Source organism: Streptomyces sp. NPDC021093 (assembly GCF_044333135.1).
Taxonomy (GTDB): Bacteria; Actinomycetota; Actinomycetes; order Streptomycetales; family Streptomycetaceae; genus Streptomyces.
Genome location: NZ_JBIRQJ010000007.1, coordinates 486896 through 512549 on the forward strand (window position 1 = coordinate 486896; position 25654 = coordinate 512549).

Sequence of the window (25654 nt, forward strand, 5' to 3'; positions counted from 1 at the left end):
GTACGGACCCGAACCCTGGGCCCGTACAGGCCCCGCCCGGCCCTGCCCTCCCCCTGCGTGCACTTCCCGGATTGGAACGCGGGCCCGCGCGGAATGATCTCCGCAGCCGCAGCCGCAGCCGCAGCCACAGCCACAGCCACAGCCACAGCCGAACGCAGGCACGCACCGCACGCACCACACACCGCCACGGGGGCACCCATGCAGCACATCACCAGGGGTACGGCCGGGGCGCTCGCCGCCGTCGTACTGTTCGCCGGGACCGTGACCGCCTGCACCGACTCACCCGGAGCCCACGTAGCACCCGACGCACCCGACGCGCCCGGAGCAGCGCAGGCGAAGGCGGAGCAGGCCGAGATCAGGTCCAGCCGCGAACTCCAGGAGCGCGCCCGCGCCCTGCTCAGCGACCCCGACGAGCTGGCCGACGGGGAGTTCGTCGCGTCCGGGTCCTCCGCCGATCCGAGGAGCGCCAGTCAGAGCGACCTCGGCCGGACAGGCACGTCCTTGGTGGTCGAGGTGGCCTGTGTGGGGCAGGGGGCCGCGGCCTTCACCGTCTCGTCCGGCCGCACCCGGATCCAGAAGCGCGTCGACTGCACGTCCCCGGCAGAGCGGATCATCCAGCTGAACCCCGCCGGGCGCACCGTCATGGTCGAAACCGCCCGGGGAGAGCACGACCGGACCGCCGTCGCCTATCTCGTACGGCGCACCACGTAGCACCAAGGAGCATCAAGGAGCGGCCGATGACCGCCTCCGACGGATCGAGTCCGCTATCCGAACGGCCCTGACCGGATTACGCCCTTGACGGTGGGACGAACTCTCGCTGAACATCAGGCACGCACAGCGCACGCGTCACCTCTCAACCGCCTTGCGAGTCATACCAGTTCGGCCACTTCCCGCACGTTCCGTCCCGTCCCCGTTCGGAAATCCGGAGCCCCCACATGACGCTTTCCTCCAGCCTCAGCAGATCCCGCGGTGCCCGCAAAACAGGCAGCGCCGGCAGGACAGGCAGGACCGGACGAGCCGCGGCCGTCGCCGCCCTCGCCGTCACCGGTCTGCTCGCGACCACCGCCGGTACCACCGCCGCCGCACCAGCCCCCGTACGTACGGCAGGGGCAGCGGGCACGACAGCGGCAGCAGCCGCGCCCGATATCCCGCTCGCCAACGTCAAGGCCCATCTCAACCAGCTCTCCTCCATCGCCGCCGCCAACGGCGGCAACCGGGCGCACGGCCGTCCCGGCTACAAGGCCTCCATCGACTACGTGAAGGCCAAGCTGGACGCGGCCGGGTTCACCACCTCGATCCAGACCTTCACGGCGAGCGGCACCACCGGCTACAACCTGATCGCCGACTGGCCGGGCGGTGACCCCAACAAGGTCCTGATGGCGGGCGCGCACCTCGACTCCGTGTCCTCGGGGGCCGGGATCAACGACAACGGGTCGGGCTCGGCGGCCGTGCTGGAGACCGCGCTCGCGGTGTCCCGGGCGCAGCTGAAGCCGGACAAGCACCTGCGGTTCGGCTGGTGGGGCGCGGAGGAGATAGGGCTGGTCGGCTCCCGGGACTACGTCGCCAAGCTTTCCGCGGCCGACCGCGCGAAGTTCGCCGGCTACCTCAACTTCGACATGATCGGCTCGCCGAACCCCGGCTACTTCGTCTACGACGACGACCCGACCATCGAGAAGACCTTCAAGGACTACTACGCGGGCCTCGGCATATCCACCGAGATCGAGACCGAGGGCGACGGCCGCTCCGACCACGCCCCGTTCAAGAACGTCGGGATACCGGTCGGCGGCCTGTTCTCCGGCGCCGACTACCGCAAGACGGCCGCGCAGGCGCAGAAGTGGGGCGGCACCGCGGGCCAGGCCTTCGACCGCTGCTACCACTCGTCGTGCGACGGCCTGACGAACATCAACGACACCGCTCTCGACCGCAACAGCGACGCCGTGGCGCACGCGTTGTGGACGCTGTCCGTCGGCGGCACGACTCCCCCGACCGGCACTGACTACGAGAGCACCGCCGCCGTCGCGATCCCCGACGCCGGTGCCGCCGTGACCTCGCCGATCACCGTCGCGGGCCGTACCGGCAACGCGCCCGCCACGCTCAAGGTGTCGGTGGACGTCAAGCACACCTGGCGCGGCGACGTCGTCATCGACCTGCTGGCCCCGGACGGAACCGCGTACCGGCTGAAGAACTCCAGCAGCAACGACTCGGCGGACAACATCGTCGAGTCGTACACGGTGAACGCGTCGAGCGAGGCAGCGAACGGGGTGTGGAAGCTGCGCGTCCAGGACGTGGCCGCCCAGGACTCCGGCACGCTGAACAGCTGGAAGCTCACCTTCTAAGCCGCAGAAGCACCGTCCCGCTGAAGACCCTGCCGCCCCCGACGCGCGCCGACTACCGCGTCAGGGGCGGCAGTCCAGCGTCCGCAGCACATGGCCGACCAGTTCCGCCATGCGCTCGGGGGTGTACATCGGCTTGCGCAGCACGATGCGGTAGTAGAGCGGGCCGTAGAGCAGTTCCACCGCCAGTTCCAGGTCGGCGTCCTCGGACAGCGCGCCCTGGCGCTGCGCGCTCCTGAGCCGGTCGACCGCGGCGTTGAAGCGCGGATTGATGAACTTCTCCTGGACCGCCCGGGTGAGCTCCTCGTCGTGGTGCAGCTCGGAGAGGATGCCGATGTACGCGGGGCCGAAGGGCGGCGTCGTCAGCTGCCGTACCGCACCGGTCATCTGGGTGTACATGTCGGCGACGAGGTCCCCGGTGTCCGGGAACGGCGTGTGGGTGTCGGTCCCCTGCCCGACGGCCTCCATCAGCACGGCGCCCTTGGACGTCCACCAGCGGTAGATCGTCTTCTTGCTGACGCCGGCCCGGGCCGCGATCGCTTCCATGGTGACGCCCCCGTACCCCTTTTCGGTGCACAGGCCGATGGAGGCCGCGAGGATCGCCTGCCGGGACTTCTCGCTGCGTCGCTGCGGATTGGGCGTCGCGCTCACTCGGGGAGTTTAGCCGTCACCGATCCCCCGCGTGTTGACAGCGGAAGGACCAGCCTCCAACAATAGCCACCCGAGGGGGAACGGTCCGTGTCGTGTCGAGTCGCATCGGGGGACGGCTCGACACGGCACAGGCTCAGGGCCGGTCCCGCGCGCCGGAGGGGGAGGTACGGGCCCAGCCCGTACCTCCCCCTCCAGGCATTCGGGCCGCTGGACGCCCTTCCGGGCGTTCCGGTCCTTGTACGCCTCCGGACCTTCAGGCCCCGTACGCTTCCGGACCTTCAGGTCCCCGTACGCCTCCGGGCCTTCAGGCCGTGATGTCCCTCGCGGTGAACCGCGCCCAGGCCGCCGAGCCGAACACCGCCGCGTACATGCCCTGCAGCCCGAGGTTCTTCCACAGCTCGTCCCAGTAGACGGGCTCGCGCAGCAGGTCCGCGAAGGACAGCCAGTAGTGCGGGAAGAGGTACGGGTGGACCGCGTCGAGCTGCGGGATCGTGTCCAGGATCTGTGCGGTGATCAGCAGACCGACGGTCGCCGCCATCGCCGCGATGCCGCTGTTGGTGAGCGTCGAGACGAAGAGGCCGAGGGCCGCGAACCCGATCAGTGAGGCCGCGACCGCGACGGCGATCGCCCCTGCCCGTATCAGCCCGTCGCCGAAGCCGATCGGGACGCCGGAGATGGTCATGACCTCGCCGACCGGGAACAGCAGCGCCCCGACCGCGAGCGCCGACGCCGCCACGACGAGGGTGGCGACCAGGCAGAAGGCGAGCGTGGTCGCGTACTTGGCGAGCAGCAGGCGGGTGCGTCCGGCGGGCGCGACCAGCAGGTAGCGCAGCGTCCCGGCGCTCGCCTCGCCCGCGATCGCGTCGCCCGCGACGACGGCGACGGCCATGGGGAGGAACACCGGGAGGGTGGCGGCGAGGGCCGCGAAGACCAGGAAGAGCCCGTTGTTGGTGATCTGGGAGAGGAAGGCGGGGCCGTGCCCCCCGCCGTCGACCTCCGACGACCCACCGCCGGTCTCGATCTTCACGGCGATGCCGATCAGTACGGGTACCCCGGCGAGCACCACCAGCAGCGCGAGCGTGCGCCAGCGCCGGAAGGTGACGGTCAGCTCGGACCTGAGCAGCCCCAGCGTCCAGAGCGGGCGCACGGACCGCGCCCGGGTACCCATGAGCGCCCCGTCCTCGGCCCGCGACAGAGCGCCCTGAGGCGCTTCGCCCGCAGCCCGCCCCGAAGCACCCGGACCTGCTTCACTCTCGACCCGCGCCCCCGTACCCGGACCTGCTTCACCCTCGACCCGCGCCCCCGTACCCGGACCTGCTTCACCCTCAGCCCGCGCCCCCGTACCCGGACCTGCTTCACCCTCAGCCCGCGCCCCCGTACCCGGAAGTGCTTCGTCCTCAGCCCGCGACATCGAAGCCCTCCCCCGTCAGTGCCACGAACGCGTCCTCCAGCGAGGCCCGTTCGACCCCGAAGCCGGTGACCCGGACCCCGGCGTGGACCAGCGCCGCGTTGAGGTCCGCGAGGTCCGGGCCCGGGGAGTCCGCGGGTGGCGCGCTGCCGGTGACCCGGCCCTCGCCGGTCTCCAGGTCGGTGACGCCCTGCTCCTTGAGGATGCGGGCCGCGTCGCCGGGGTCCGGGGTGGTCACGACCAGGCGGCCCCGGGCGCCCGCCGCCAGTTCGGCGACCGGGCCCTGGACGACCAGCCGGCCCCGGGCCATCACCGCAGCGTGCGTGCAGACCTGCTCGATCTCGTCCAGGAGGTGGGAGGAGAGGAAGACCGTCGTGCCGTCGCCCGCCAACTCCCGTACCAGTGTGCGGATTTCGCGCATCCCCTGTGGGTCGAGACCGTTCGTCGGCTCGTCCAGGACGAGCAGTTCGCGGGGCTGGAGCAGGGCCGCCGCGAGGCCGAGCCGCTGCTTCATGCCCAGGGAGTACGCCCGCGCCTTCTTGGCCCCGGCGGGGGCGAGACCGACCCGGTCCAGCGCCGCCGCCACCCGGGCCCGCCGGGTGCGCGGGTCGGCGGTGGGGTCCGCGGCGTCGTACCGCGCGAGGTTGTCGCGGCCGGAGAGGAATCCGTACAGCGCGGGGCCCTCGATGAGGGCCCCCACCCGCGGCAGTACGGCGCGGGCGGCGCGCGGCATCGGCTCGCCGAGCACCTGTGCCGAGCCGGCGGTCGGCTCGATCAGGCCCATCAGCATCCGGATGGTGGTCGTCTTCCCCGAGCCGTTGGGCCCGAGGAAGCCGAACACGCTCCCGGCCGGGACGGACAGGTCGAGGCCGTCGACGGCGAGCTGCCCGCCGCGGAACCGCTTGGTGAGCCCGCGCGTTTCGATCACAGACGCCACCGGCGCTCTTTCCGCCACGGACAGCTCGTCCCCCATCCGGCCCCAGCTCCTCTGCCTGTCGTCCTACTTGGCCGCGTTGGCCGCCTTCACCAGGGCGTCCTTGGTGACCGCGCCGGCGTACACCTTGCCGTCGTCCGTCATCAGGACGTTGATCAGGCGGGTCGAGAAGACCCGGCCCTCACCGAACTTGCCGGTCACCTTGTCGCCCAGCGAGTCGAGGAGACCCTGCGCCTCGGCGGGCAGCTTGTCCTTCTGCTGCCCCGCACCCGCACTGGGCTTGGCGCCCTCGGCCCCGCTGCTGATCTGCGCGATCGAGGTCCAGCCCTCGCCGATGACCTTGACGTCACCGGCTCCGCCCTTGCCGAAGCCCTTGCCGAACTCCTTCTCGAACTCCTTGCCGAAGTCCTTGTCGTTCTTGCCCTCGGGGCCCTTCAGCTTGTCGGCCTCGGTCACCTTCGCACCCTTGGGCGGGGTGAAGTCGAAGGTGCTCGCGGCCGGCTTGGCGAAGTCGACCTTGGTGAAGCCCGCGTCGACCACGGCCTTGCCGCCCGCGCTCGGCAGCAGCGTGAACTTCAGCGGGGTGCCCGTCTCGGCGTCGACCGCGACGCGGATCTCGCCGATCGTCGAGCCGGTCTGCTTGGGCTTGATGAGCAGCTGGTACGCGTCCCGGCCGGCCACCTGGGCCGAGCCGTCGACGGTCACCGAGGTGTCCTTCTCGGCCACCTTCAGCGCCTGCTCGGCGAACTCCTTGGGCGTGGTCGGCAGGCCCTCGGGCAGCTTCTGCCGCTTGTCGGGGTGCTTGCCCGCGTCCTTGCCCGCGCCCTGGGGCGCCTTCGCGTGGTACGCCTCGTTCGAGGCGCTGTCGTACGCCCAGACCTCGTCGCCGTTGTGAATCAGGCTGTACTCGGCGGCGTCGTCCAGGAGCGAGACCTTCTGCCGGTCGGGGCCGTCGGCCGCGACGCGCACCGTGTGCGTACCGGAGGCGAGCTGCATCAGCTTGGCCTGCGGGTCGGCGCCCGAGCCGCCCTCGCTGCCGCCCTTGGCGCCGCCGAGGCTGCCGGCCAGGCCGTCGAGCGAGGGCAGCCCCAGGTCCGTACTGATCTTGACCGTGCCGGACAGCTGCTGGGTGTCCGAGGCGGCCATCTTCTCGATGAGCTGCTGCGCGGTGATCTTCGGCAGGTCCGGGTCCCCCGCGCTCGCCAGGGCCGGTACGAGACCGATGGTCGCCGCGGCCACTCCCGCCACCGCGACCGGGACGATGTAACGCGCGGCCTTGCGGCGGCGCACGGGGCCGGTCCCGTCGGTGCTGGTGTTCTGTGCCGTGCCGTTCGGTGCCATGTGTGCCCTACCTCCGTGGTTGGCGGCCATCTGCACTCGTCCCACCCTGCGCCGCCATTCTCGCCCGTATTGGCCAGGTGTGGTGAGGTCAATCTGACCAAAATGACGCGCACAATGCGTCAGCCCTCGGCAGCAACCTCATCTACACCCACGGGATGACAGGAGCCACCCGATCCTCCACCAACAGAGGGGGGAGGGTGGAGGGTGGCTCCTACAACGACCCTTGTCTTTGCTGGTCAGCGCTGGATGAAGACGTAATCGGCCTGGTAGGGCACCCCTGAGAGGGTCCCGGGGTCGCAGCTCCCGGCCGGGGCGACGCCGCCCACCGTGTTCAGCCGCAGGATCTCGGTCGTACGGGAGAAGAGGCCGCCCGGCCTGCCCGACGGCCTGCCCGCCAGGTCCAGCTCCGGGATGTTCCCTTCGCCGTTCGGGCTCCTGCTGATCAGCGTGCCGACGACCTTGCTCCTGTCCCTGGCGATCCACTGCGGGGTGCCGGAGTTCGGGGCGACGAAGGAGTGCGCGATGTTCCCGGCGAGCACGGCCCGCACGTCGCGCTGCTGGAAGGAGGTGGTCCCGTCCGGGGCCTTCTTGCACTGGTAGATCTGCTTGCCGCGGACGACCGAGGCCTGGAAGTTCTCCAGCGCGCGCCCGAAGTCGAAGGAGTTCGTGACCTTGTGCAGCTGGCCGCGCACCGCACCGCCGGGGAACTCCTTGGTGTGCAGGTTGGCGTAGAAGCCCGTCGGGTTCGCCTTCAGCGCGGCCAGCAGGGCCCGGTCCTCGACCCGTACCGAACCGGAAGCAGTACGCCCGCTTCCGGAGTCCCCCAGCTCCTTGGTGAAGTCGACCTTGATGCCGCCGTTGACTCCGCGGTCGCCCTGGTGGATGTGGAGCGCGGACGGCCGGTCGGTCCCCCGCCACTTCACCGCGAAGGAGACCACATCGCCCTTGACCTTCACGAACTCCAGCGCGACACCGTCCCGGTCGCCCACGGCCGGGCCGCCGGGGGTCGGAATCTCATTGGCCCCGTTGAGGCTCGCGGCGAAGAAGGAGGCTCCCCGGCCGTCGCCGAGGTCACCGGCCTGGACGGCGACGCCCTCGTTCGTGGCATGCGTACCGTGACCGGATCCGGCCCCGCTGCCCCCGTCGGCGAACGCCGGGAGCACCGCGAAGGTGACCCCCGCCGCCGCGGCGACAGCGGTCGTACCGACAACGATGCTCTTCACACGCTTCGTCATGATTGCTCCCCGTACCGGAGCCAACGCCCCCTGCGTCAGCTTCTGGGCATGAGTACGGAGCGGATCCGAGTCTGGACTCAATCCAATGATGTGACCTGCGTCACATTTGCGTGAACGGGCTCAGCCCGCCCGGTGCACCACCGCGTCGCACAGCTCCGCCAGCGCCGACTTCGCGTAGCAGTCCGGCAGCGGGGCGAGGGTGGCCCGCGCCTCCTCCGCGTACCGCACGGTGTCGCGCCGGGCCTGCTCAAGGGCGGGGTGGGCGCGCAGCCTGCGCAGCACCTCGACCAGCTCCGCGTCGCCCGACAGGTCGCCGTCGAGCATCGCGCACAGCTCGACGTCCTCCGGCCGCCCCTGGGCCTCGGCCATGGCGCGCAGGTGCAGCACCGGCAGGGTGGGGATGCCCTCGCGCAGGTCGGTGCCGGGCGTCTTGCCCGACTCGTGGCTGTCGCTGGCGATGTCGAGGACGTCGTCGGCGAGCTGGAAGGCGGTGCCCAGGCGCTCGCCGTACTGGGTGAGGATGTCGACGACGCTCTCGTCGGCACCGGAGATCATCGCGCCGAACCGGCAGGCGACGGCGATCAGCGACCCGGTCTTGCCCGACATCACGTCGAGGTAGTGGTCGATCGGGTCACGCCCGTCGCGCGGCCCCGCGGTCTCCAGGATCTGGCCCGTGACCAGGCGTTCGAACGCCTCCGCCTGGATCCGCACCGCCTCGGGACCCAGGTCCGCAAGGATGTGCGAGGCGCGTGCGAACAGGAAGTCCCCGGTGAGCACGGCGACCGAGTTGCCCCAGCGCGAATTCGCGCTCGGCACTCCGCGCCGTACGTCCGCCTCGTCCATCACGTCGTCGTGGTACAGCGTGGCCAGGTGCGTCAGCTCCACGACCACCGCCGAGGGCACGACACCCGGCGCGTACGGATCGCCGAACTGCGAGGACAGCATCACAAGGAGCGGCCGGAAACGCTTGCCACCTGCGCGTACGAGGTGCTGCGCGGCTTCCGTGATGAAGGGGACCTCGCTCTTGGTCGCGTCGAGGAGCCCCTCCTCGACGGCTGCCAGTCCGGTCTGGACATCGGTCTCAAGAGCCTGGTCCCGCACGCTCAGTCCGAACGGCCCGACGACGGTCACGAGGGTTACTCCTGTCTGCTGACGATCAAACGGATTGTCGATCTGTCGCTGGCATCACTCAACAAGTCAGCCTATCCCGTCGACTTTCGATCACCGAGGCCCCCGCCCCGGCAGCGCCGCTCTCTCCCGGCCGTGACCGGCCCGCTCCCCCTGCGCACGGTCCGAACCTCACCGGTATGTTCGTCATGAGCTGATACGACCAGGAGTAGGCCTTTTGTCTCTTTCAGAGTCCGACCCTCAGCCCGACGAGCCCCCGAAGTCCGGCGCCACGGCCGGCCCCGGATCCGGTGCCACGGCCGAACCCGGGTCCGGTACCACGGCCGAACGCGGGTCCGGTGCCACGGCCGGCCCCGGGGACCCCACCGAGCCGCCGCCCGGCGACGACACCGCCTTCCTCGGCCAGCCCATGGGTCTGATGACCCTGTCGGGCCTGGAGGTGTGGGAGCGGTTCTCGTTCCTGGGCATGCAGGCGATCCTCGTGCTGTACTTCGCGGCCACGGTCGCCGACGGCGGCATGGGGATGGACGCGGGCAACGCGGCCTCCCTCGGCGCCGCGTACGGCACGCTCGTGTACCTGGTCTCGGTGGCCGGCGGCTGGCTCGCCGACCGCATCCTCGGCTCGTACCGGGCCGTGCTCTACGGCGGTGTCCTCATCGCCTGCGGCCACTACGCGATGGCCGTGCCGACCGACGTCTTCACCTGGGTCGGCCTCGGTCTGATCAGCGCCGGCACCGGTCTGCTGAAGCCCAACGTCGCCAACATGGTCGGCAAGCTCTACCGGACCGCCGACGAGCGCCGGGACGCCGGATTCGCCCTGTACTACATGGGCATCAACATCGGCGCCTTCCTCGGCCCGCTGGTCACCGGCTGGCTCGCCGACCACAAGGGATGGCACTGGGGCTTCTCTGCCGCCGCGCTCGGCATGACGCTGGGCCTGATCCAGTACGTCGTCGGACGCCGCCACCTGGCCGGGCGCAAGAACCGCGCGGAGTTCGCGCTGCCGCCGGAGAAGATGCGCCGCACCGTATGGGCGATCGTCGCCGGACTGGTCGTGGTGGCCGCCGTGTGCACGCTGCTCGCGCTGGTCGGCTGGCTGACCATGGACCGCTTCGTCGACGTGCTGACCCTGATCTCGGTGATCGCGCCGGTCGTCTACTTCGCGGTGATGTTCAGCAGCCCCCGGGTGACCACCCCCGAGCGCGCACACCTGCGGCCGTACATCGTGCTGTTCCTGGCCTCGGTGGCCTTCAACTTCATCCTGTTCCAGGCGTACTCGACGATGATGCTGCTCGCGTCGACGAACACCGAGACGCACATCCTGGGCTTCGACTTCCCGGTCAGCTGGTACGCGTCCGCGCTCGGCGCCTTCGAGGTGCTGCTCGCGCCCGTCGTCGCCGCGCTGTGGGTGCGGATGGGCAAGCGGCAGCCGCACGCGTCCAACAAGATCGCGATCGGTGTGGTGCTGGGCGGTCTGTCGTTCCTGCTGATGGTGCTGCCCACGTCCGGGCACACCAGTGACACGTACAAGATGGCGGCCTGGTGGATCGTCGGCTCATACCTGCTGCTCGGGCTCGGCGACATCCTGCTCCAGACGTCGGGCATGTCGGCCACCACCAAGCTGGCGCCGAAGGCCTTCGCCAGCCAGACCATGGCCCTCTGGTTCCTGTCCCTCGCGCTCGCCAACGGCATCCAGGCGCAGACCGTGAAGCTCTACGGACAGGTCTCCAACCCCGTGTACTTCGGCGTCAACGGTGCCGTCGCGGTCGCGGCGGGCCTCGCGGTCATCGCCGCCGCCCCCTGGCTCAAGCGCACCATGCACCCCGTTCACTGAGCCCGTTCACTGAGCCCGTTCATCGATCCCGTTCACCGGGCTTCACCGAGGTGATTTCCCCATGCAGATACGCACTGAATTCCCGTACGCGACGACCTGCGAGGACGTGACGATCCCGGTCAAGGACGGCACGCGCCTGTACGCACGGATCTGGCGGCCGGTGACCGACGGGCCCGTCCCCGCGATCCTTGAGTACCTCCCGTACCGGCTGAGCGACTGGACCGCTCCCCGGGACCAGCAGCGCCACCCCTGGTACGCGGGCCACGGCTATGCCTCGGTGCGGGTGGACGTGCGCGGGCACGGCAACAGCGAGGGCCTGCCGGGCGACGAGTACGACGCACAGGAGCTGGCCGACGGCGTCGCGGTCGTGAACTGGCTCGCCGAGCAGCCCTGGTGCACCGGCCGGGTCGGCATGTTCGGCATCTCCTGGGGCGGCTTCAACTCCCTCCAGATCGCGGCGCTGGCACCCGAGCCGCTCAAGGCGATCGTCACCGTCTGCTCGGCGGACGATCGCTATGACAACGACGTGCACTACATGGGTGGTTCCCTGCTCGCCGTGGACATGCACGCCTGGGCGGCCACCATGCTCGCCTTCGTGTCCAGGCCGCCGGACCCGGCGCAGGTCGGCGACGGGTGGAAGGACATGTGGCTGAAGCGGCTGGATGCCGTGGACCCCTTCATCCACACCTGGCTGGCCCACCAGACCCGCGACGACTACTGGAGGCACGGCAGCGTCTGCGAGGACTACTCGGCGATCGACGCGGCGGTCCTGGCGGTCGGCGGCTGGCACGATCCGTACCGCGACACCGTGCTGCGGCTGGTCGAGCACCTGGACCCGTCGAAGGTGCGGGGGCTGATCGGCCCGTGGTCGCACCAGTATCCGGACCGGGGGCTTCCGCCGGGCCCTGCGATCGGCTTCCTGCAGGAGACCCTGCGCTGGTGGGACCAGCACCTCAAAGAGGAGGCGACGGGCGTCATGGAGGAGCCCCTCCTCCGCTCCTGGATCAGCGAGTCGCACCCGCCCGCGACGACCTACCCGGAGCTGCCAGGCCGCTGGGTCGGCGACACCGCATGGCCGTCGCAGCTGGTCGACCCGGTGTCGTACGGACTCCAGGGCGCGCCGGTCGTCGTCGACTCGCCCATGCACACGGGGCTGGACGCGGGCCGGTTCTTCCCGTTCGGGAACGACTCGGACCTGCCGCCCGACCAGCGGGACGAAGACGCCAAATCGGCGAGTTTCGATTTCCCTGTGACGGACGCGCCCATCGAGATCCTGGGCCGGCCGAAGGTCCGCCTCCGCCTGACCATGGACGCGCCGACCGGGCAGGCGATCGCGCGGGTCTGCGACGTGGCGCCCGACGGGTCGTCGACCCTCGTCACCCGGGGCGTCCTCAACCTCTCGGCCCGCAACGGCCGCGACCGGGCGGACTCGTGGTCACCGGGTGCCTGCGAGGACGTCGAGTTCGAGCTGAACGGCATCGGGCACACCTTCCCGCCGGGCCACCGCGTCAGGCTCGCCGTCTCGTCCGCGTACTGGCCATGGATCTGGCCGCAGCCGCAGTCCGCGGGCTTCGTGCTCGACCCGGCGGGCTCGTCGCTGGAGCTGCCGGTGCGCGCGCACACGGAGGACCCGGGAATTGTGTTCGAGGCACCGGAACAGTCGCCTCCGCTGGACGTGAAGTTCCCCGCCGACCCGGACCAACGGCCCGAGCGCCTGGTCGTACGGGACGTGGCCAAGGGCGAGTGGAGGCTGGAGGTGGACCCGCGCTACGGCGGTACGCGGATCTATCCGGACGGCCTCGAATTCACCGAGGACGCACTGGAGACGTACACGATCAACGAACGGGACCCGTTGTCCGCGCGCACCCGGTCGGACTGGACGATCCGCCTCCGCCGCCCCGAGCGGGACTGGGACACGGAGATCACGACCCGCTCCGAGATCACCTGCGACGCGGCGGACTTCCTCACGTACAACGAGGTGACCTGCAAGGACGGCGGAGAGGTCGTCTTCCACCGGGTGTGGGAACGCCGCATTCCACGGGTGGCGGGCTAGCCCGGTGGCGGCGGGGCGGCGGGGCGGCGGGGCGCATTCCGCAGGTGACCGAGCCATGCGGTGCGCTCAGCCCCCGCCGCCGCCCTGTGCCGCCGGCGGTGCGCTCAGCCCCCGCCGCCGCCTTGTGCCGCCGCCTTCTCGCCCGCGACCGCGCTGTGCACCGCCTTGGCCGCCCATTCGCGGCGGCCGAAGTCCCGCATCCGTGCCCGTACTTGACGTGCCGCGTTCCCCCGGAAGTGCTTGTTCGCCAGGTCGGTGGCCCACAGGAACGCCGCCAGGAGCTGGTCGCGGTGGTCGGGGAAGCCGGACTTCGCGGCGCTCTGCAGACGGTGCTGGAGCGGAGCGGACCAGTCCGTTCCGGCTGCCGGATGGCGGACCACCGGGAACAGCCCCAGCACCCGCTTCGACTCCCGGCGCAGCGCGCCCCGTTCGACCAGCCGGTCCAGGTACTGTCCCGTCACTTCGCGCCGGGCGCGCCGTACGAAGGAGGCGGTACGGACACCGCCGTGCCGCCCCTTCCCCGGCCCCGGCAGACCCGCCAGCACCCGCACGGCCACCGGGTCCGCCGTCGGCCCGGACGTCAGGGCGGGCGGCGGGACCGGGGTGCGGATCTGCACCCGGCCCCGGTCCTGCTCGATGCAGCCGACCCGTTCGAGCTCCGCGAGCACGGCGCCGGCGACGCCGTACTCGACGTAGCTGACCTTGACGCGCATGCCGCCCCGCTCGGGCTGCAGCCCGAGCAGCAGGAGTTCCTCCGGCAGCGACAGGGGTGGCAGGGGTGACATCAGCGCATCAGCCTCCAGCGGTCGACTTCGGTCAGGATTCCCCGAAGCCGACGCTTCAGACCCTGCGCACCGGCCTGCGACACGGATGGCCGAACAGCTGGTGAACCGGCCCACGGGCCGGCCCGCTGGTCAGCCCGATGTCACCATTCAGCCCGATGTCACATTTCAGCCCGAAGCCACGATCCGGCCCGTGACCTCGCCCAGTCCGACCTTCGTCCCGTCGGGGCCCGGGGCCCACGCCGTCAGCGTGACCTCGTCGCCGTCCTCCAGGAACGTCCGCTTGCCGGACGGGAGTTCCAGCGGCTCGCTGCCGTTCCAGGTGAGCTCCAGGAGCGAGCCGCGCTGTCCGGCCTCCGCGCCGCTGACCGTGCCCGACCCGTACAGGTCGCCGGTACGCAGCGACGCGCCGTTGACCGTCATGTGGGCCAGCATCTGCGCCGCCGACCAGTACATGGTCGAGAACGGCGGCTCGGAGACGACAGCACCGTTGATCGTCACGGAGATCCGGAGGTCGAAGCCGCCGGGCTCCTCCTCGTCCTCGTCGTCCAGGTACGGCAGCACCGGGAAGTCGCGCGCCGGCAGGGCGACCCGGGCCGCCTCCAGCGCCTCAAGAGGAGTCACCCAGGCCGACACCGACGTGGTGAAGGACTTGCCGAGGAAGGGGCCGAGCGGCACGTACTCCCAGGCCTGGACGTCGCGCGCCGACCAGTCGTTGAGCAGCGACAGGCCGAAGACGTGGTCCCGGAAGTCGGCCAGCGGGACGGCCCTGCCCAGCTCCGACGGCGTGCCGACGACGAAGCCGACCTCGGCCTCGATGTCGAGCTTCACCGACGGGCCGAAGACCGGAGCCGCGTCCGCCGGGGTCTTGCGCTGACCAGAAGGACGTACCACGTCCGTGCCGGAGACCACAACGGTGCCGGACCGGCCGTGGTAACCGATCGGCAGGTGCTTCCAGTTGGGGGTGAGCGCGTCACCGTCCGGGCGGAAGATCTTGCCGACGTTCGTCGCGTGGTGCTCGCTCGCGTAGAAGTCGACGTAGTCGGCGACCTCGTACGGAAGGTGCAGCGTGACGGCGCCGAGCGGGTGCAGCAGCGGCTCTATGTCCTCGCGGTGCGCGGGGCTGGTGACCCAGGCGGTGAGCGCCCGGCGCACGTCGCGCCAGGCAGTGCGCCCCGCCGCGAGCAGCGGGTTCAGCGAGGACTGCGCCAGGAGTTGGGCGTACGGGGAGCCGAGCGCCAGCGCGGCAGCACCCGCGTCCAGCACATGGCCGCCGATACGGACTCCGACACGGCGCCGCTCGGGCGCGTCCGCGGTGGAGAACACACCGTACGGAAGGTTGTGCGGGCCGAAGGGGTCACCTTCGGCGACGTCGAGCGGGGACTGCTCGGGCATGGATGCTGCCTCGCTTTCCAGGTCGTTGGAACACACGTTACGTGGGGGAGGCCAGGGACGGCAGTGGCTAAAGAGTTCGTAATGTCCGGAAAGACCCACGTGGAGGCGGGAATTCCGGCTTAGCGTCCTTGGGGGCAGGGGTGGGAAGCGTACGGAAAGTCCAGGGGGGACTAGTGCGGGGACTTTTACGCGGAACGGTACGGGGAACGGGAGCGGGGGGCAGCACACACGGCGCACGGAGGGTCACGGCGGACCGGGCTGTTCCGGCCCTGATCGTGAAATTCGGGAACTATCCGCTGCACCACGGCGGCGTCGGCGCGATCCGCAGCCTGGGCCGGCTCGGCATACCCATGTACGCGATCACCGAGGACCGGTGGACCCCGGCGGCGCTCTCCCGCCATCTGGAGCGGGCGTACGTCTGGCCCACCACCGGCACCGAGAAACCCGACCGCCTCATAGAGGGCATGCTGCGCGTCGGCCGGCTGATCGGCCGCCCGACCGTCCTCGTCCCCACCGACGAGGAGGCCGCCGTACTGATCGCCGAGCACCAGGACGTGCTCGCCGGACCCTTCCTCTTCCCGCGCACCGAGGCCGGGTTGCCGCGCCGGCTCGCCAGCAAGCAGGGCCTGCACGAGCTGTGCACGGAGCACGGGGTGGCGACCCCGCAGGCCGCCTTCCCGTCCTCGTACGCGGACGTCGCGGCCTTCGCCGAGCAGGCCGTCTTCCCGGTCGTCGCCAAGAACCGGGAGGCCTTCGTACGCCGCCACCGCCCCGCCGTACGCGGCACCACGCGCATCGCGGGCCCGGACGAACTCCTCGCCCTGGCCCGCGGCTGGGGCGACGAACCCGGCGTGATCCTCCAGGAGTACCTGCCGCGCGACCAGGCCGAGGACTGGATCGTGCACGCCTACTTCGACGCGCACAGCGAGCCGCGGGCGATGTTCACCGGCGTGAAGGTGCGGTCCTGGCCGCCGCACGCGGGCATGACGGCGTGCGCGTACGTCGTCGACAACCCCGAACTCGCGGCCCTGGCCGGTCAGTTCATCAAGCGGATCGGGTTCAGCGGAATCGTCGACCTCGATCTGCGCTACGACCGGCGCGACGGGCAGTACAAACTGCTCGACTTCAACCCCCGGATGGGCGCCCAGTTCCGGCTCTTCGAGAACGAGGCGGGCGTGGACGTCGTACGGGCGCAGCATCTGGACCTGACGGGGCGCGCGGTCCCGGAGGGGGAGCAGCGCGCCGGTCACCGCTATGTGGTCGAGAACATCGACCTCCCCGCCCTCCTCGCGTACCGCCGCAGCGGCTACACGACGCCGCACGCGCCCGCGCGGGCGGACTCCACCGAGCTGGCGTGGTTCGCGGCGGACGACGTGCGGCCCGCGCTGATGATGCTGGCGCGGATGGTGCGGCCGGGGGCGCGGCACCTGTACGAGATGTACGGAGCGAGGCGGGGCGGCGGGTAGATCTCGGGAGAGATCTGTTGGGTCTACGGAGAGATCCGTTGGGTCTCGGGAGAGATCCGTTGGGTCTCGGGAGAGATCCGTTGGGTCTCGGGAGAGATCCGTTGGGCGCCATGTTCATGTTTCACCCTGGGGAGGGGAACTTTCACGTGATTCTTCCGGTAGTTGTCATCGGGGCCGGGCCGTACGGCCTGTCCACCGCCGCCCATCTGCGGGCGCGCGGCATCCCGGTACGGGTCTTCGGCGACCCGATGGTGGCCTGGCGCACCCGCATGCCCGCCGGGATGCTGCTCAAATCGACGCCCGTCGCCTCGAACATCGACGCACCGCAGCCCGGGCACGACCTGATCGACTTCTGCGCGGAGGCGGGGGTACGGCGCTACGAGTCGGACTGGGACCTGATCCCGGTGGAGGACTTCGCCGCGTACGGGCAGTGGTTCGCGGACCGGCTCGTTCCGGAACTGGAGCAGGTACGGGTCGTCTCCGTCGACCACGACAAGGACGGCACCTTCTCCCTCAAGCTGGACTCCGGCGAACAGTTCAGGGCGCGGGCGGTCGTCGTGGCCACCGGCCTGTCGGGCCTGGCCCGGATGCCGCGCGAGCTGGCGGCGGCCGTCCCGGACGGCCCCTCCCCCACCGGCCCCGTCTCGCACGCGGCCCAGCACCGCGATCTCTCGGCCTTCGCGGGCAAGGACGTGGTCGTGGTCGGCGCGGGCCAGTCGGCCATCGAGAACGCCGTCCTGATGGCGGAGGCAGGTGCTTCGTCGGTACGCATCGTGGCGCGGCGGCGCGGCGCGGTGACCTTCGGGGACTCCCCCGACCGGCAGCCGCGGCTGCGCCCGGAGTCCCCCTTCGGCCGGGCCTGGTCCCTCTACGGCCTCAGCTACCACGCCTCGTACGTACGCCAACTCCCCGCGCCCGTACGCCACTACCTGGTCCGGCGCGTGCTCGGACCGCTCGGCGCGTGGTGGCTGCGGGACCGCTTCACGGGGCGGGTCCAGGTGACGGACGGACGCCGCATCGTCCGGGCCCGGGTGGAGGACGGGCGCCCCACCCTCACCCTGGGCGGCGGCGAAGGCCCCTCCGCGGAACTCGCCGCCGACCACGTCATGGCCGCGACCGGCTACCGGACCGACATCACCTCGATGCCCTTCCTGGGCGACGGCATCCGCACGGCCCTCACCACGACCCGCGGCGCACCGGTCCTGGACGCGGGCTACGGCTCCTCCGTCCCCGGCCTCCACTTCACCGGCCTGCCGTCGGCGTCCTCCTTCGGCCCGGTCATGCGCTTCGTGTGCGGCACGGAGTACGCGTCCCCGAGGGTGGCGGGGGCGGTGGCACGGCTGGGGTAGCAGGGACCCTGGGGGCGTGCGGGGGCCGGTGGGTGGCGCGGCCCCCGGGTCGGTTCGTGCGGGTGCATGGGGGCTGGTCGCGCAGTTCCCCGCGCCCCTGAACACCTGACCCCCGCGGGGAGCTTCAGCCCGTCGAGGGGGTACCCCCTGGTCCTTAAGGCCTTGGGGGAGTTTGAGGACGCGCGGCGCAGCCGTGCACCGGGCGCAGCCCGGGACGTAAGCCCCCACTGGCGCCAGCCTCGAAGCGTCCAGCCCCGCGGCCAGCGCCACGCGGCGGAGCCGCAAAGTGTCACGGCGGGGAGGGGCCGAATCCGCGAAGCGGCTCACCCACCCGCGCCAGCGCGACCGGCCCCGTCTACCCCTCCGGCGGCGGCTCCATCCCCCAGTCCGCCTCCGGCTCCGCATCCCAGTCCCACTCGGGCTCCGACGCGGCCCGTCCCCGAGCCGGTGCCGGGACCGGAGCCGAAGCGGCCGGAGCCGCAGACACCGCCGCCGCCGCCGCCGCCGGGGCCGGGGCCGGGGCCGGAACAACTCCACCCACCCCCGCCAGGACCTCCAGCACGCCCTCCCCATAGGTGGCCAACTTCTTCTCCCCCAGCCCCCCAATCGCTCCCAGCTCCGCCATCGACCCCGGCCGCACCACCGCGATCTCCTGCAACGTCGCGTTGTGGAAGATGACGTACGGCGGCACCCCCTGCTCCTTCGCGAGCGCGGTCCGCCAGGCCCGCAGCGCCTCGAACACCGGCGCCGCCTCCGCCGGCAGATCCGCCGCCGCGGCCGCCGCCTTCGCCTTGCGCTCGCCCCGCTCCGCCCGCGCCACGGCGACCCGCTTGGGCTCCTTCCGCAGCCGGACCTCGCGCTCGCCGCCCAGTACCGTCCCGCTGGCGTCGGTCAGTACCAGCGTCCCGTACTCGCCCTCCACCGCCAGCAGCCCCTGCGCGAGCAACTGCCGCACCACGCCCCGCCATTCGGCCTCGGCGAAGTCCTGCCCGATGCCGAAGACGGAGAGCTGGTCGTGGTCGAACTGGATGACCTTCGCGGACTTCTTCCCGAGCAGGATGTCGATGATCTGGCCGGCCCCGAACTTCTGCCTGCGCTCCCGCTTCAGCCGCCACACCGTCGACAGCACCTTCTGTGCGGGCACCGTTCCGTCGATGGTCTCCGGCGGGTTCAGGCAGCTGTCGCAGTTGCCGCACTTCTCGGGCGCGTCCTCCTGCCCGAAGTACGCCAGGAGCTGGCCGCGCCGGCAGTCGGCCGTCTCGCAGAGCGCCAGCATCGCGTCCAGATGGGAGGCGGCCCGCCGCCGGAAGGCCTCGTCGCCCTCCCCGCTCTGGATCATCTTCCGCTGCTGCACGACGTCCTGGAGTCCGTACGCCATCCAGGCCGTCGACGGTGCCCCGTCGCGCCCTGCGCGCCCGGTCTCCTGGTAGTAGCCCTCCACCGACTTCGGAAGATCCAGATGAGCCACGAAGCGGACGTCCGGCTTGTCGATGCCCATGCCGAAGGCGATGGTCGCCACGACCACCAGGCCCTCCTCGCGCAGGAACCGCGCCTGGTTGCGCGCCCGCGTCCCCCCGTCGAGCCCCGCGTGGTACGGCACGGCCTCGATGCCCTGCTTGCACAGGAACTCCGCGGTGGCGTCCACCGACTTCCGCGACAGGCAGTAGACGATGCCCGCGTCGCCCGCGTGCTCCTCCTTGAGGAAGGCGAGCAGCTGTTTCTTCGGGTCGACCTTCGGCACGATCCGGTACTGGATGTTCGGCCGGTCGAAGCTGGCGACGAAGTGCCGGGCGTCCGGCATGCCGAGCCGCTCGGTGATCTCCTTGTGCGTGGCGGCCGTGGCCGTCGCGGTCAGGGCGATCCGGGGGACGTCGGGCCAGCGCTCGCCCAGCACGGAAAGGGCCAGGTAATCCGGCCGGAAATCGTGCCCCCAGGAGGCCACGCAGTGCGCCTCGTCGATCGCGAAGACGGAGATCTTGCCGCGCGACAGCAGCCCCAGCGTCGAGTCGAGCCGCAGCCGCTCCGGCGCCAGGTACAGGAGGTCGATCTCGCCCGCCAGGAACTCCGCCTCGACCGTCCGCCGCTCGTCGAAGTCCTGCGTGGAGTTCATGAACCCGGCGCGCACACCGAGCGCCCGCAGCGCGTCCACCTGGTCCTGCATCAGCGCGATCAGCGGCGAGATCACCACGCCCACACCGGGCCTGACCAGGGACGGGATCTGATAGCAGAGGGACTTTCCGCCGCCGGTCGGCATCAGGACGACCGCGTCGCCGCCGCCCACCACCTGCTCGATGATCTCCGCCTGCTCGCCGCGGAACGCGTCGTACCCGAAGATCCGGTGCAGCGTGCGCAGCGCATCACTCTCCGCGACGCCCGCAACCGTCTCCGTATCGGCTGTACCGACCGTCCCGTCCACGTCCACCACTCCGCTCGTCCCGTCCATCGCGCTGTCCCCCCGCTTCCGATCTGCACCCTCCCACCACGGTAGGGGTACGGACTGACAACCGGGACCAAAAGCCACTGCCCGGCACCCCACGAGGGGATGCCGGGCAGTGGCCGCACACCACAGAACAGCCGCGGGACGGCAGCGCCGCCCGACCCGCTACCTGACGAAGGTGCCCGCCTGTCCCGCCAGATCCAGGAAGTACTGCGGGGCGACGCCGAGCACCAGCGTCACCGCCACACCCACCCCGATCGCGGTCATCGTCAGCGGCGACGGCACGGCGACCGTGGGGCCGTCCGCCTTCGGCTCGCTGAAGAACATCAGCACGATGACCCGGATGTAGAAGAACGCGGCGACCGCCGACGACAGCACACCGACCACGACCAGCACCCCGGCCCCGCCCTCGGCCGCCGCCTTGAAGACCGCGAACTTCCCCGAGAACCCGGAGGTCAGCGGAATTCCGGCGAAGGCGAGCAGGAAGACCGCGAAGACCGCGGCGACCAGCGGCGAGCGCCGGCCGAGCCCCGCCCACTTGGACAGGTGCGTCGCCTCGCCCCCCGCGTCGCGCACCAGCGTGACGACGGCGAAGGCGCCGATCGTGACGAAGGAGTACGCGAGCAGGTAGAAGAGGACGGACGAGATGCCGTCGGGGGTGGCCGCGATGACACCGGCCAGGATGAATCCGCCGTGTGCGATCGAGGAGTAGGCGAGCAGCCTCTTGATGTCGGTCTGGGTGATCGCGACGACCGCGCCGCCCAGCATGGTGACGATCGCGATGCCCCACATGACCGGCCGCCAGTCCCAGGTGAGCCCCGGCAGGACCACGTACAGCAGCCGCAGCAGCGCACCGAACGCCGCGACCTTGGTCGCCGCCGCCATGAAGCCGGTGACCGGCGTCGGGGCGCCCTGGTAGACGTCCGGGGTCCACATGTGGAACGGGACCGCGCCGACCTTGAAGAGCAGCCCCATCAGGATCATCGCCATGCCGATGAGCAGCAGTGCGTCGTTGCCCATGGTGTCGGCGAGCGCCGGGTCGATCTGCTGGACGGTGCCGTCCACGATGTCGGCGATCTTCGCGTACGAGACCGAGCCCGCGTAGCCGTAGAGCAGGGCGATGCCGAACAGCAGGAACGCGGAGGAGAACGCGCCGAGCAGGAAGTACTTCACGGCCGCCTCCTGCGACATCAGCCGCTTGCGGCGGGCGACGGCGCACAGGAGGTAGAGCGGCAGCGAGAAGACTTCGAGCGCGATGAACAGCGTCAGCAGGTCGTTGGCCGCCGGGAAGGCGAGCAGTCCGGCCACCGCGAACATCGCGAGCGGGAAGACCTCGGTGGTGGTGAACCCGGCCTTGACCGCGGCCTTCTCGGCATCACTGCCGGGCACGGCAGCGGCGTCCGCCGCGAAGGAGTCGATCCGGTTGCCGTGCGCCTCCGGGTCGAGCCGGCGCTCGGCGAAGGTGAAGACGGCGACCAGCGAGGCCAGCAGGATGGTGCCCTGGAGGAACAGCGCCGGGCCGTCGACGGCGATGGCGCCCATCGCCGAGATCTGCGCCTTGGTGGTGGCAAACCCGCTGGCGGCGAGCCCGACGATCGAGGCGAAGGCCGCCGCGATCGCGACCACCGCGATGAACAGTTGGACGTAGTAGCGCCCTTTTCGGGGCACGAACGCTTCGGCCAGTACGCCGAGGACCGCGGCGCCGACGACAATGAGGATCGGCGACAGCTGCGCGTACTCGATGGTCGGCGCCTCGAAGGTCGACCCCGGGGTGCCGGGAGGAGCGGCCGCCGCCAGATTCGTCCACAGGCTGTGGACAGTTGGTGCGCTCACTTCGCGGCCTCCACTTCAGGCTTGGGGTCCTGCTTGTTCACGTCGTGCATGGTGTGGGTCACCGCCGGGTTGACGATGTCGGTCAGCGGCTTCGGGTAGACGCCGAGCCCGACCAGCATCACGATCAGCGGAACGACCACTGCCAGTTCCCGTGCCTTGAGGTCCGGCATCCCGCTGACCTCGGCCTTCACCGGGCCGGTCATCGTGCGCTGGTAGAGCACGAGGACGTAGAGCGCGGCGAGGACGATGCCGGTGGTGGCGATGATGCCGACCACCGGGTACGCGGCGAACACCCCGACCAGGACCAGGAATTCACTGACGAACGGTGCGAGTCCCGGCAGCGACAGCGTGGCCAGACCGCCGATCAGGAAGGTTCCGGCGAGCACCGGGGCCACCTTCTGCACCCCGCCGTAGTCGGCGATGAGCCGCGAGCCGCGCCGCGAGATGAGGAAGCCCGCGACCAGCATCAGCGCGGCCGTCGAGATCCCGTGGTTGACCATGTAGAGCGTCGCGCCGGACTGGCCCTGGCTGGTCATCGCGAAGATGCCCAGGATGATGAACCCGAAGTGCGAGATCGACGCGTACGCGACGAGCCTCTTGATGTCGCGCTGGCCGACGGCGAGCAGCGCCCCGTACACGATGCTGATCAGCGCCAGTACGAGGACGACGGGCGTCGCCCACTTGCTGGCCTCCGGGAAGAGCTGGAGGCAGAAGCGCAGCATCGCGAAGGTGCCGACCTTGTCGACGACCGCGGTGATGAGGACGGCGACCGGGGCGGTCGCCTCCCCCATCGCGTTCGGCAGCCAGGTGTGCAGCGGCCAGAGCGGGGCCTTGACCGCGAAGGCGAAGAAGAACCCGAGGAACAGCAGCCGTTCGATGTTGGTCGACATCTCCAGGGTGCCGGCGGCCCGCATTTCGGCGATCTCCGAGAGCGAGAACGTCCCGGTGACCGTGTAGAGACCGATGACCGCGGCCAGCATGATCAGGCCGCCGGCCAGGTTGTAGAGCAGGAACTTGACCGCCGCGTACGACCGTTGGGTGGCCGCCGCCTCGTCCGTGCCCGCGTGCGCCCGGTCCCCGAAGCCGCCGATGAGGAAGTACATCGGGATGAGCATGGCTTCGAAGAAGATGTAGAAGAGGAAGACGTCGGTGGCCTCGAAGGAGATGATCACCATCGCTTCGACCATCAGGATCAGCGCGAAGAATCCCTGGGTGGGGCGCCAGCGCTTGCTCTTCGTCTCCAGTGGATCCGCGTCGTTCCACCCGGCGACGATCACGAACGGGATCAGCAGCGCGGTCAGCGCGACGAGCACCACGCCGATGCCGTCGACGCCCAGTTCGTAGCGGACTCCGAAGTCCTTGATCCAGGCGTACGACTCGGTCAGTTGGTACCGGTCGCCGCCCGGCTCGAACCGTACGAGGACGATCGCGGCCAGCACCAGCGTGCCGAGCGAGACCAGCAGCGCGAGCCACTTGGCGGCCGTGCGACGGGCGGCCGGCACGGCGGCGGTGAGGATGGCACCGGCCGCCGGGAGGACCGCCACCGCGGTGAGCAGGGGAAAGGACATCGTGATCAGACCGCCCTCATCAGCAGGGTCGCGGCGATGAGGATCGCCGTACCGCCGAACATCGAGACCGCGTACGAGCGGGCGTAGCCGTTCTGGAGCTTGCGCAGCCGGCCGGAGAGCCCGCCGACCGAGGCGGCGGTGCCGTTGACCACGCCGTCGACCACGCTGTGGTCGAGGTAGACGAGCGAGCGGGTGAGGTGCTCGCCGCCGCGGACCAGGACGACGTGGTTGAAGTCGTCCTGGAGGAGGTCGCGGCGGGCGGCCCGGGTGAGCAGCGAGCCGCGCGGGGCGACGACCGGGACGGGCTTGCGGCCGTACTGGAAGTACGCGGCGACCACGCCGAGCAGCAGGACCGCGATCGTCGCACCGGTGATGACCGGGACGCTGATCGGCGGGTGCGGGTGCTCGAACTTGGTCACCGGCTCCAGCCAGTTGACGAACCTGTCGCCGAGGGAGAAGAACCCGCCGGCGAAGACCGACCCGAAGGCGAGCACGATCATGGGGATCGTCATCGACCTGGGCGACTCGTGCGGGTGCGGCTCCTTGCCCTGGGCGTCGGGCTGCCAGCGCTTCTCGCCGAAGAAGGTCATCAGCATCACGCGCGTCATGTAGAACGCGGTGAGTCCGGCGCCGAGCAGGGTGGCTCCGCCGAGGATCCAGCCCTGGACGCCGCCCGCGGCGAACGCCGCCTCGATGATCTTGTCCTTGGAGAAGAAGCCGGACAGCCCCGGGAAGCCGATGATGGCGAGATATCCCAGCCCGAACGTCACGAAGGTGACCGGCATGTACTTGCGCAGGCCGCCGTACTTCCGCATGTCGACCTCGTCGTTCATGCCGTGCATGACGGATCCGGCACCGAGGAAGAGGCCCGCCTTGAAGAAGCCGTGCGTCACCAGGTGCATGATCGCGAAGGCGTAGCCGATCGGGCCGAGGCCGGCCGCGAGGATCATGTAGCCGATCTGCGACATCGTCGATCCGGCGAGCGCCTTCTTGATGTCGTCCTTGGCACAACCGACGATCGCACCGAAGAGCAGCGTGACCGCTCCGACGACGGTGACCACCAACTGGGCGTCGGGCGCGGCATCGAAGATGGCACCGGAGCGGACGATCAGATACACGCCCGCGGTCACCATGGTCGCCGCGTGGATGAGGGCCGAGACCGGGGTCGGGCCCTCCATCGCGTCGCCGAGCCAGGACTGCAGCGGCACCTGCGCCGACTTGCCGCACGCGGCGAGCAGCAGCATCAGCCCGATCGCGGTGAGCTTGCCCTCGCTCGCGCCCTCCGCCGCGCCCAGGACAGGACCGAAGGCGAAGGTCCCGAAGGTGGTGAACATCAGCATGATCGCGATGGACAGGCCGATGTCACCGACGCGGTTGACGAGGAACGCCTTCTTGGCCGCCGTCGCCGCACTCGGCTTGTGCTGCCAGAACCCGATGAGCAGGTACGAGGCGAGGCCGACGCCCTCCCAGCCGAAGTACAGCAGGAGGTAGTTGTCGGCGACGACGAGCAGGAGCATCGCCGCGAGGAAGAGGTTCAGGTAGCCGAAGAAGCGCCGGCGGCGCTCGTCGTGCTCCATGTACCCGATCGAGTAGATGTGGATCAGGGTGCCCACACCGGTGATCAGCAGGACGAAGGTCATCGACAGCTGGTCGAGCTGGAAGGCGATGTCCGCCTGGAAGTCCGCGACCGGGACCCAGCTGAACAGCTTCTGGTGCAGGGCCCGCTCACCGGCACCCTTGCCGATCATGTCGAGGAAGAGCACGGCGCCGATGACGAACGACCCGGCGGCGAGCAGGGTGCCCAGCCAGTGTCCGACCTTGTCCAACCGGCGTCCGCCGCACAGCAGTACGGCCGCTCCGAGCAGTGGCGCCGCGACGAGCAGCGCGATCAAGTTCTCCACGATTCT

General features: G+C 70.6%; 18 protein-coding genes. 6 read left to right on the forward strand and 12 right to left on the reverse strand.

Annotated elements, in window-relative coordinates:
- Positions 1-198: 198 nt before the first annotated feature.
- Positions 199-711: a hypothetical protein gene (locus ACH4SP_RS24300; RefSeq protein ID WP_398417614.1), complete on the forward strand. Its 513-nt coding sequence runs from the start codon at positions 199-201 to the stop codon at positions 709-711.
- A gap of 224 nt (positions 712-935) precedes the next feature.
- Positions 936-2336, forward strand: a complete 1401-nt coding sequence (locus tag ACH4SP_RS24305; protein WP_398417615.1) for a M28 family metallopeptidase — start codon at positions 936-938, stop codon at positions 2334-2336.
- Between the two features lie 60 nt (positions 2337-2396).
- Here the strand turns inward: ACH4SP_RS24305 and ACH4SP_RS24310 are convergent, their stop codons facing one another.
- From ACH4SP_RS24310 to ACH4SP_RS24335, 6 genes are all read right to left on the reverse strand, one after another.
- Positions 2397-2984, reverse strand: coding sequence for a TetR/AcrR family transcriptional regulator (locus ACH4SP_RS24310; protein ID WP_398417616.1), 588 nt, complete (start codon positions 2982-2984; stop codon positions 2397-2399).
- Positions 2985-3288: 304 nt separating this feature from the next.
- Entirely contained in the window at positions 3289-4152 is an 864-nt protein-coding gene (locus tag ACH4SP_RS24315) for an ABC transporter permease (RefSeq protein WP_398417617.1), read from the reverse strand.
- 229 nt (positions 4153-4381) lie between these two features.
- Complete coding sequence (locus ACH4SP_RS24320) at positions 4382-5365, reverse strand: ABC transporter ATP-binding protein (RefSeq protein WP_398417618.1); 984 nt, start codon at positions 5363-5365, stop codon at positions 4382-4384.
- 27 nt (positions 5366-5392) lie between these two features.
- Positions 5393-6667 (reverse strand): outer membrane lipoprotein carrier protein LolA, encoded by a 1275-nt coding sequence (locus tag ACH4SP_RS24325; RefSeq protein WP_398417619.1) that lies wholly within the window; start codon positions 6665-6667, stop codon positions 5393-5395.
- 236 nt (positions 6668-6903) lie between these two features.
- Entirely contained in the window at positions 6904-7902 is a 999-nt protein-coding gene (locus tag ACH4SP_RS24330; RefSeq protein WP_398417620.1) for a CHRD domain-containing protein, read from the reverse strand.
- Between the two features lie 120 nt (positions 7903-8022).
- Complete coding sequence (locus tag ACH4SP_RS24335; protein ID WP_398417621.1) at positions 8023-9033, reverse strand: polyprenyl synthetase family protein; 1011 nt, start codon at positions 9031-9033, stop codon at positions 8023-8025.
- Between the two features lie 415 nt (positions 9034-9448).
- On the opposite strand from ACH4SP_RS24335, the gene ACH4SP_RS24340 reads away from it, so the two are divergent.
- The gene (locus ACH4SP_RS24340) at positions 9449-10864 is read left to right on the forward strand and encodes a peptide MFS transporter (protein WP_398417779.1); all 1416 of its coding nucleotides are present in this window, start codon (positions 9449-9451) and stop codon (positions 10862-10864) included.
- Positions 10865-10925: 61 nt separating this feature from the next.
- Positions 10926-12917 carry a CocE/NonD family hydrolase gene (locus tag ACH4SP_RS24345; protein ID WP_398417622.1) on the forward strand — a complete coding sequence of 664 codons (1992 nt, stop codon included), beginning with the start codon at positions 10926-10928 and terminating at the stop codon, positions 12915-12917.
- A 104-nt stretch (positions 12918-13021) separates the two neighbouring features.
- On the opposite strand, the gene ACH4SP_RS24350 is transcribed toward ACH4SP_RS24345, so the two are convergent.
- The gene (locus tag ACH4SP_RS24350) at positions 13022-13702 is read right to left on the reverse strand and encodes a GPP34 family phosphoprotein (RefSeq protein WP_398417623.1); all 681 of its coding nucleotides are present in this window, start codon (positions 13700-13702) and stop codon (positions 13022-13024) included.
- Positions 13703-13867: 165 nt separating this feature from the next.
- Entirely contained in the window at positions 13868-15094 is a 1227-nt protein-coding gene (fahA, locus tag ACH4SP_RS24355) for a fumarylacetoacetase (protein WP_398417624.1), read from the reverse strand.
- A 275-nt stretch (positions 15095-15369) separates the two neighbouring features.
- Between fahA and ACH4SP_RS24360 the strand changes: the two genes are divergently transcribed.
- Both ACH4SP_RS24360 and ACH4SP_RS24365 read left to right on the forward strand, forming a co-directional pair.
- Positions 15370-16560 carry an ATP-grasp domain-containing protein gene (locus ACH4SP_RS24360; protein WP_398417625.1) on the forward strand — a complete coding sequence of 397 codons (1191 nt, stop codon included), beginning with the start codon at positions 15370-15372 and terminating at the stop codon, positions 16558-16560.
- Between the two features lie 146 nt (positions 16561-16706).
- Positions 16707-17909, forward strand: a complete 1203-nt coding sequence (locus tag ACH4SP_RS24365; protein ID WP_398417626.1) for an FAD-dependent oxidoreductase — start codon at positions 16707-16709, stop codon at positions 17907-17909.
- Positions 17910-18264: 355 nt separating this feature from the next.
- Here ACH4SP_RS24365 and recQ read toward each other — a convergent pair whose 3' ends face one another.
- From recQ to nuoL, 4 genes are all read right to left on the reverse strand, one after another.
- Positions 18265-20352 carry a DNA helicase RecQ gene (recQ, locus tag ACH4SP_RS24370; RefSeq protein ID WP_398417627.1) on the reverse strand — a complete coding sequence of 696 codons (2088 nt, stop codon included), beginning with the start codon at positions 20350-20352 and terminating at the stop codon, positions 18265-18267.
- A 159-nt stretch (positions 20353-20511) separates the two neighbouring features.
- Entirely contained in the window at positions 20512-22179 is a 1668-nt protein-coding gene (nuoN, locus tag ACH4SP_RS24375) for an NADH-quinone oxidoreductase subunit NuoN (protein ID WP_398417628.1), read from the reverse strand.
- Entirely contained in the window at positions 22176-23747 is a 1572-nt protein-coding gene (locus ACH4SP_RS24380) for an NADH-quinone oxidoreductase subunit M (protein ID WP_398417629.1), read from the reverse strand. The genes nuoN and ACH4SP_RS24380 overlap by 4 nt, the downstream gene beginning before the upstream one ends.
- Positions 23748-23752: 5 nt before the next feature.
- Positions 23753-25648 carry an NADH-quinone oxidoreductase subunit L gene (gene nuoL / locus ACH4SP_RS24385; protein WP_398417630.1) on the reverse strand — a complete coding sequence of 632 codons (1896 nt, stop codon included), beginning with the start codon at positions 25646-25648 and terminating at the stop codon, positions 23753-23755.
- Positions 25649-25654: the final 6 nt, after the last annotated feature.

Coding starts and splice junctions, on each gene's coding strand:
- ACH4SP_RS24300 (WP_398417614.1), top strand. CDS start 199: ATGCAGCACATCACCAGGGGTACGGCCGGGGCGCTCGCCGCCGTCGTA.
- ACH4SP_RS24305 (WP_398417615.1), top strand. CDS start 936: ATGACGCTTTCCTCCAGCCTCAGCAGATCCCGCGGTGCCCGCAAAACA.
- ACH4SP_RS24315 (WP_398417617.1), bottom strand. CDS start 4,152: ATGGGTACCCGGGCGCGGTCCGTGCGCCCGCTCTGGACGCTGGGGCTG.
- ACH4SP_RS24320 (WP_398417618.1), bottom strand. CDS start 5,365: ATGGGGGACGAGCTGTCCGTGGCGGAAAGAGCGCCGGTGGCGTCTGTG.
- ACH4SP_RS24325 (WP_398417619.1), bottom strand. CDS start 6,667: ATGGCACCGAACGGCACGGCACAGAACACCAGCACCGACGGGACCGGC.
- ACH4SP_RS24330 (WP_398417620.1), bottom strand. CDS start 7,902: ATGACGAAGCGTGTGAAGAGCATCGTTGTCGGTACGACCGCTGTCGCC.
- ACH4SP_RS24340 (WP_398417779.1), top strand. CDS start 9,449: ATGACCCTGTCGGGCCTGGAGGTGTGGGAGCGGTTCTCGTTCCTGGGC.
- ACH4SP_RS24345 (WP_398417622.1), top strand. CDS start 10,926: ATGCAGATACGCACTGAATTCCCGTACGCGACGACCTGCGAGGACGTG.
- ACH4SP_RS24350 (WP_398417623.1), bottom strand. CDS start 13,702: ATGTCACCCCTGCCACCCCTGTCGCTGCCGGAGGAACTCCTGCTGCTC.
- fahA (WP_398417624.1), bottom strand. CDS start 15,094: ATGCCCGAGCAGTCCCCGCTCGACGTCGCCGAAGGTGACCCCTTCGGC.
- recQ (WP_398417627.1), bottom strand. CDS start 20,352: ATGGACGGGACGAGCGGAGTGGTGGACGTGGACGGGACGGTCGGTACA.
- ACH4SP_RS24380 (WP_398417629.1), bottom strand. CDS start 23,747: ATGTCCTTTCCCCTGCTCACCGCGGTGGCGGTCCTCCCGGCGGCCGGT.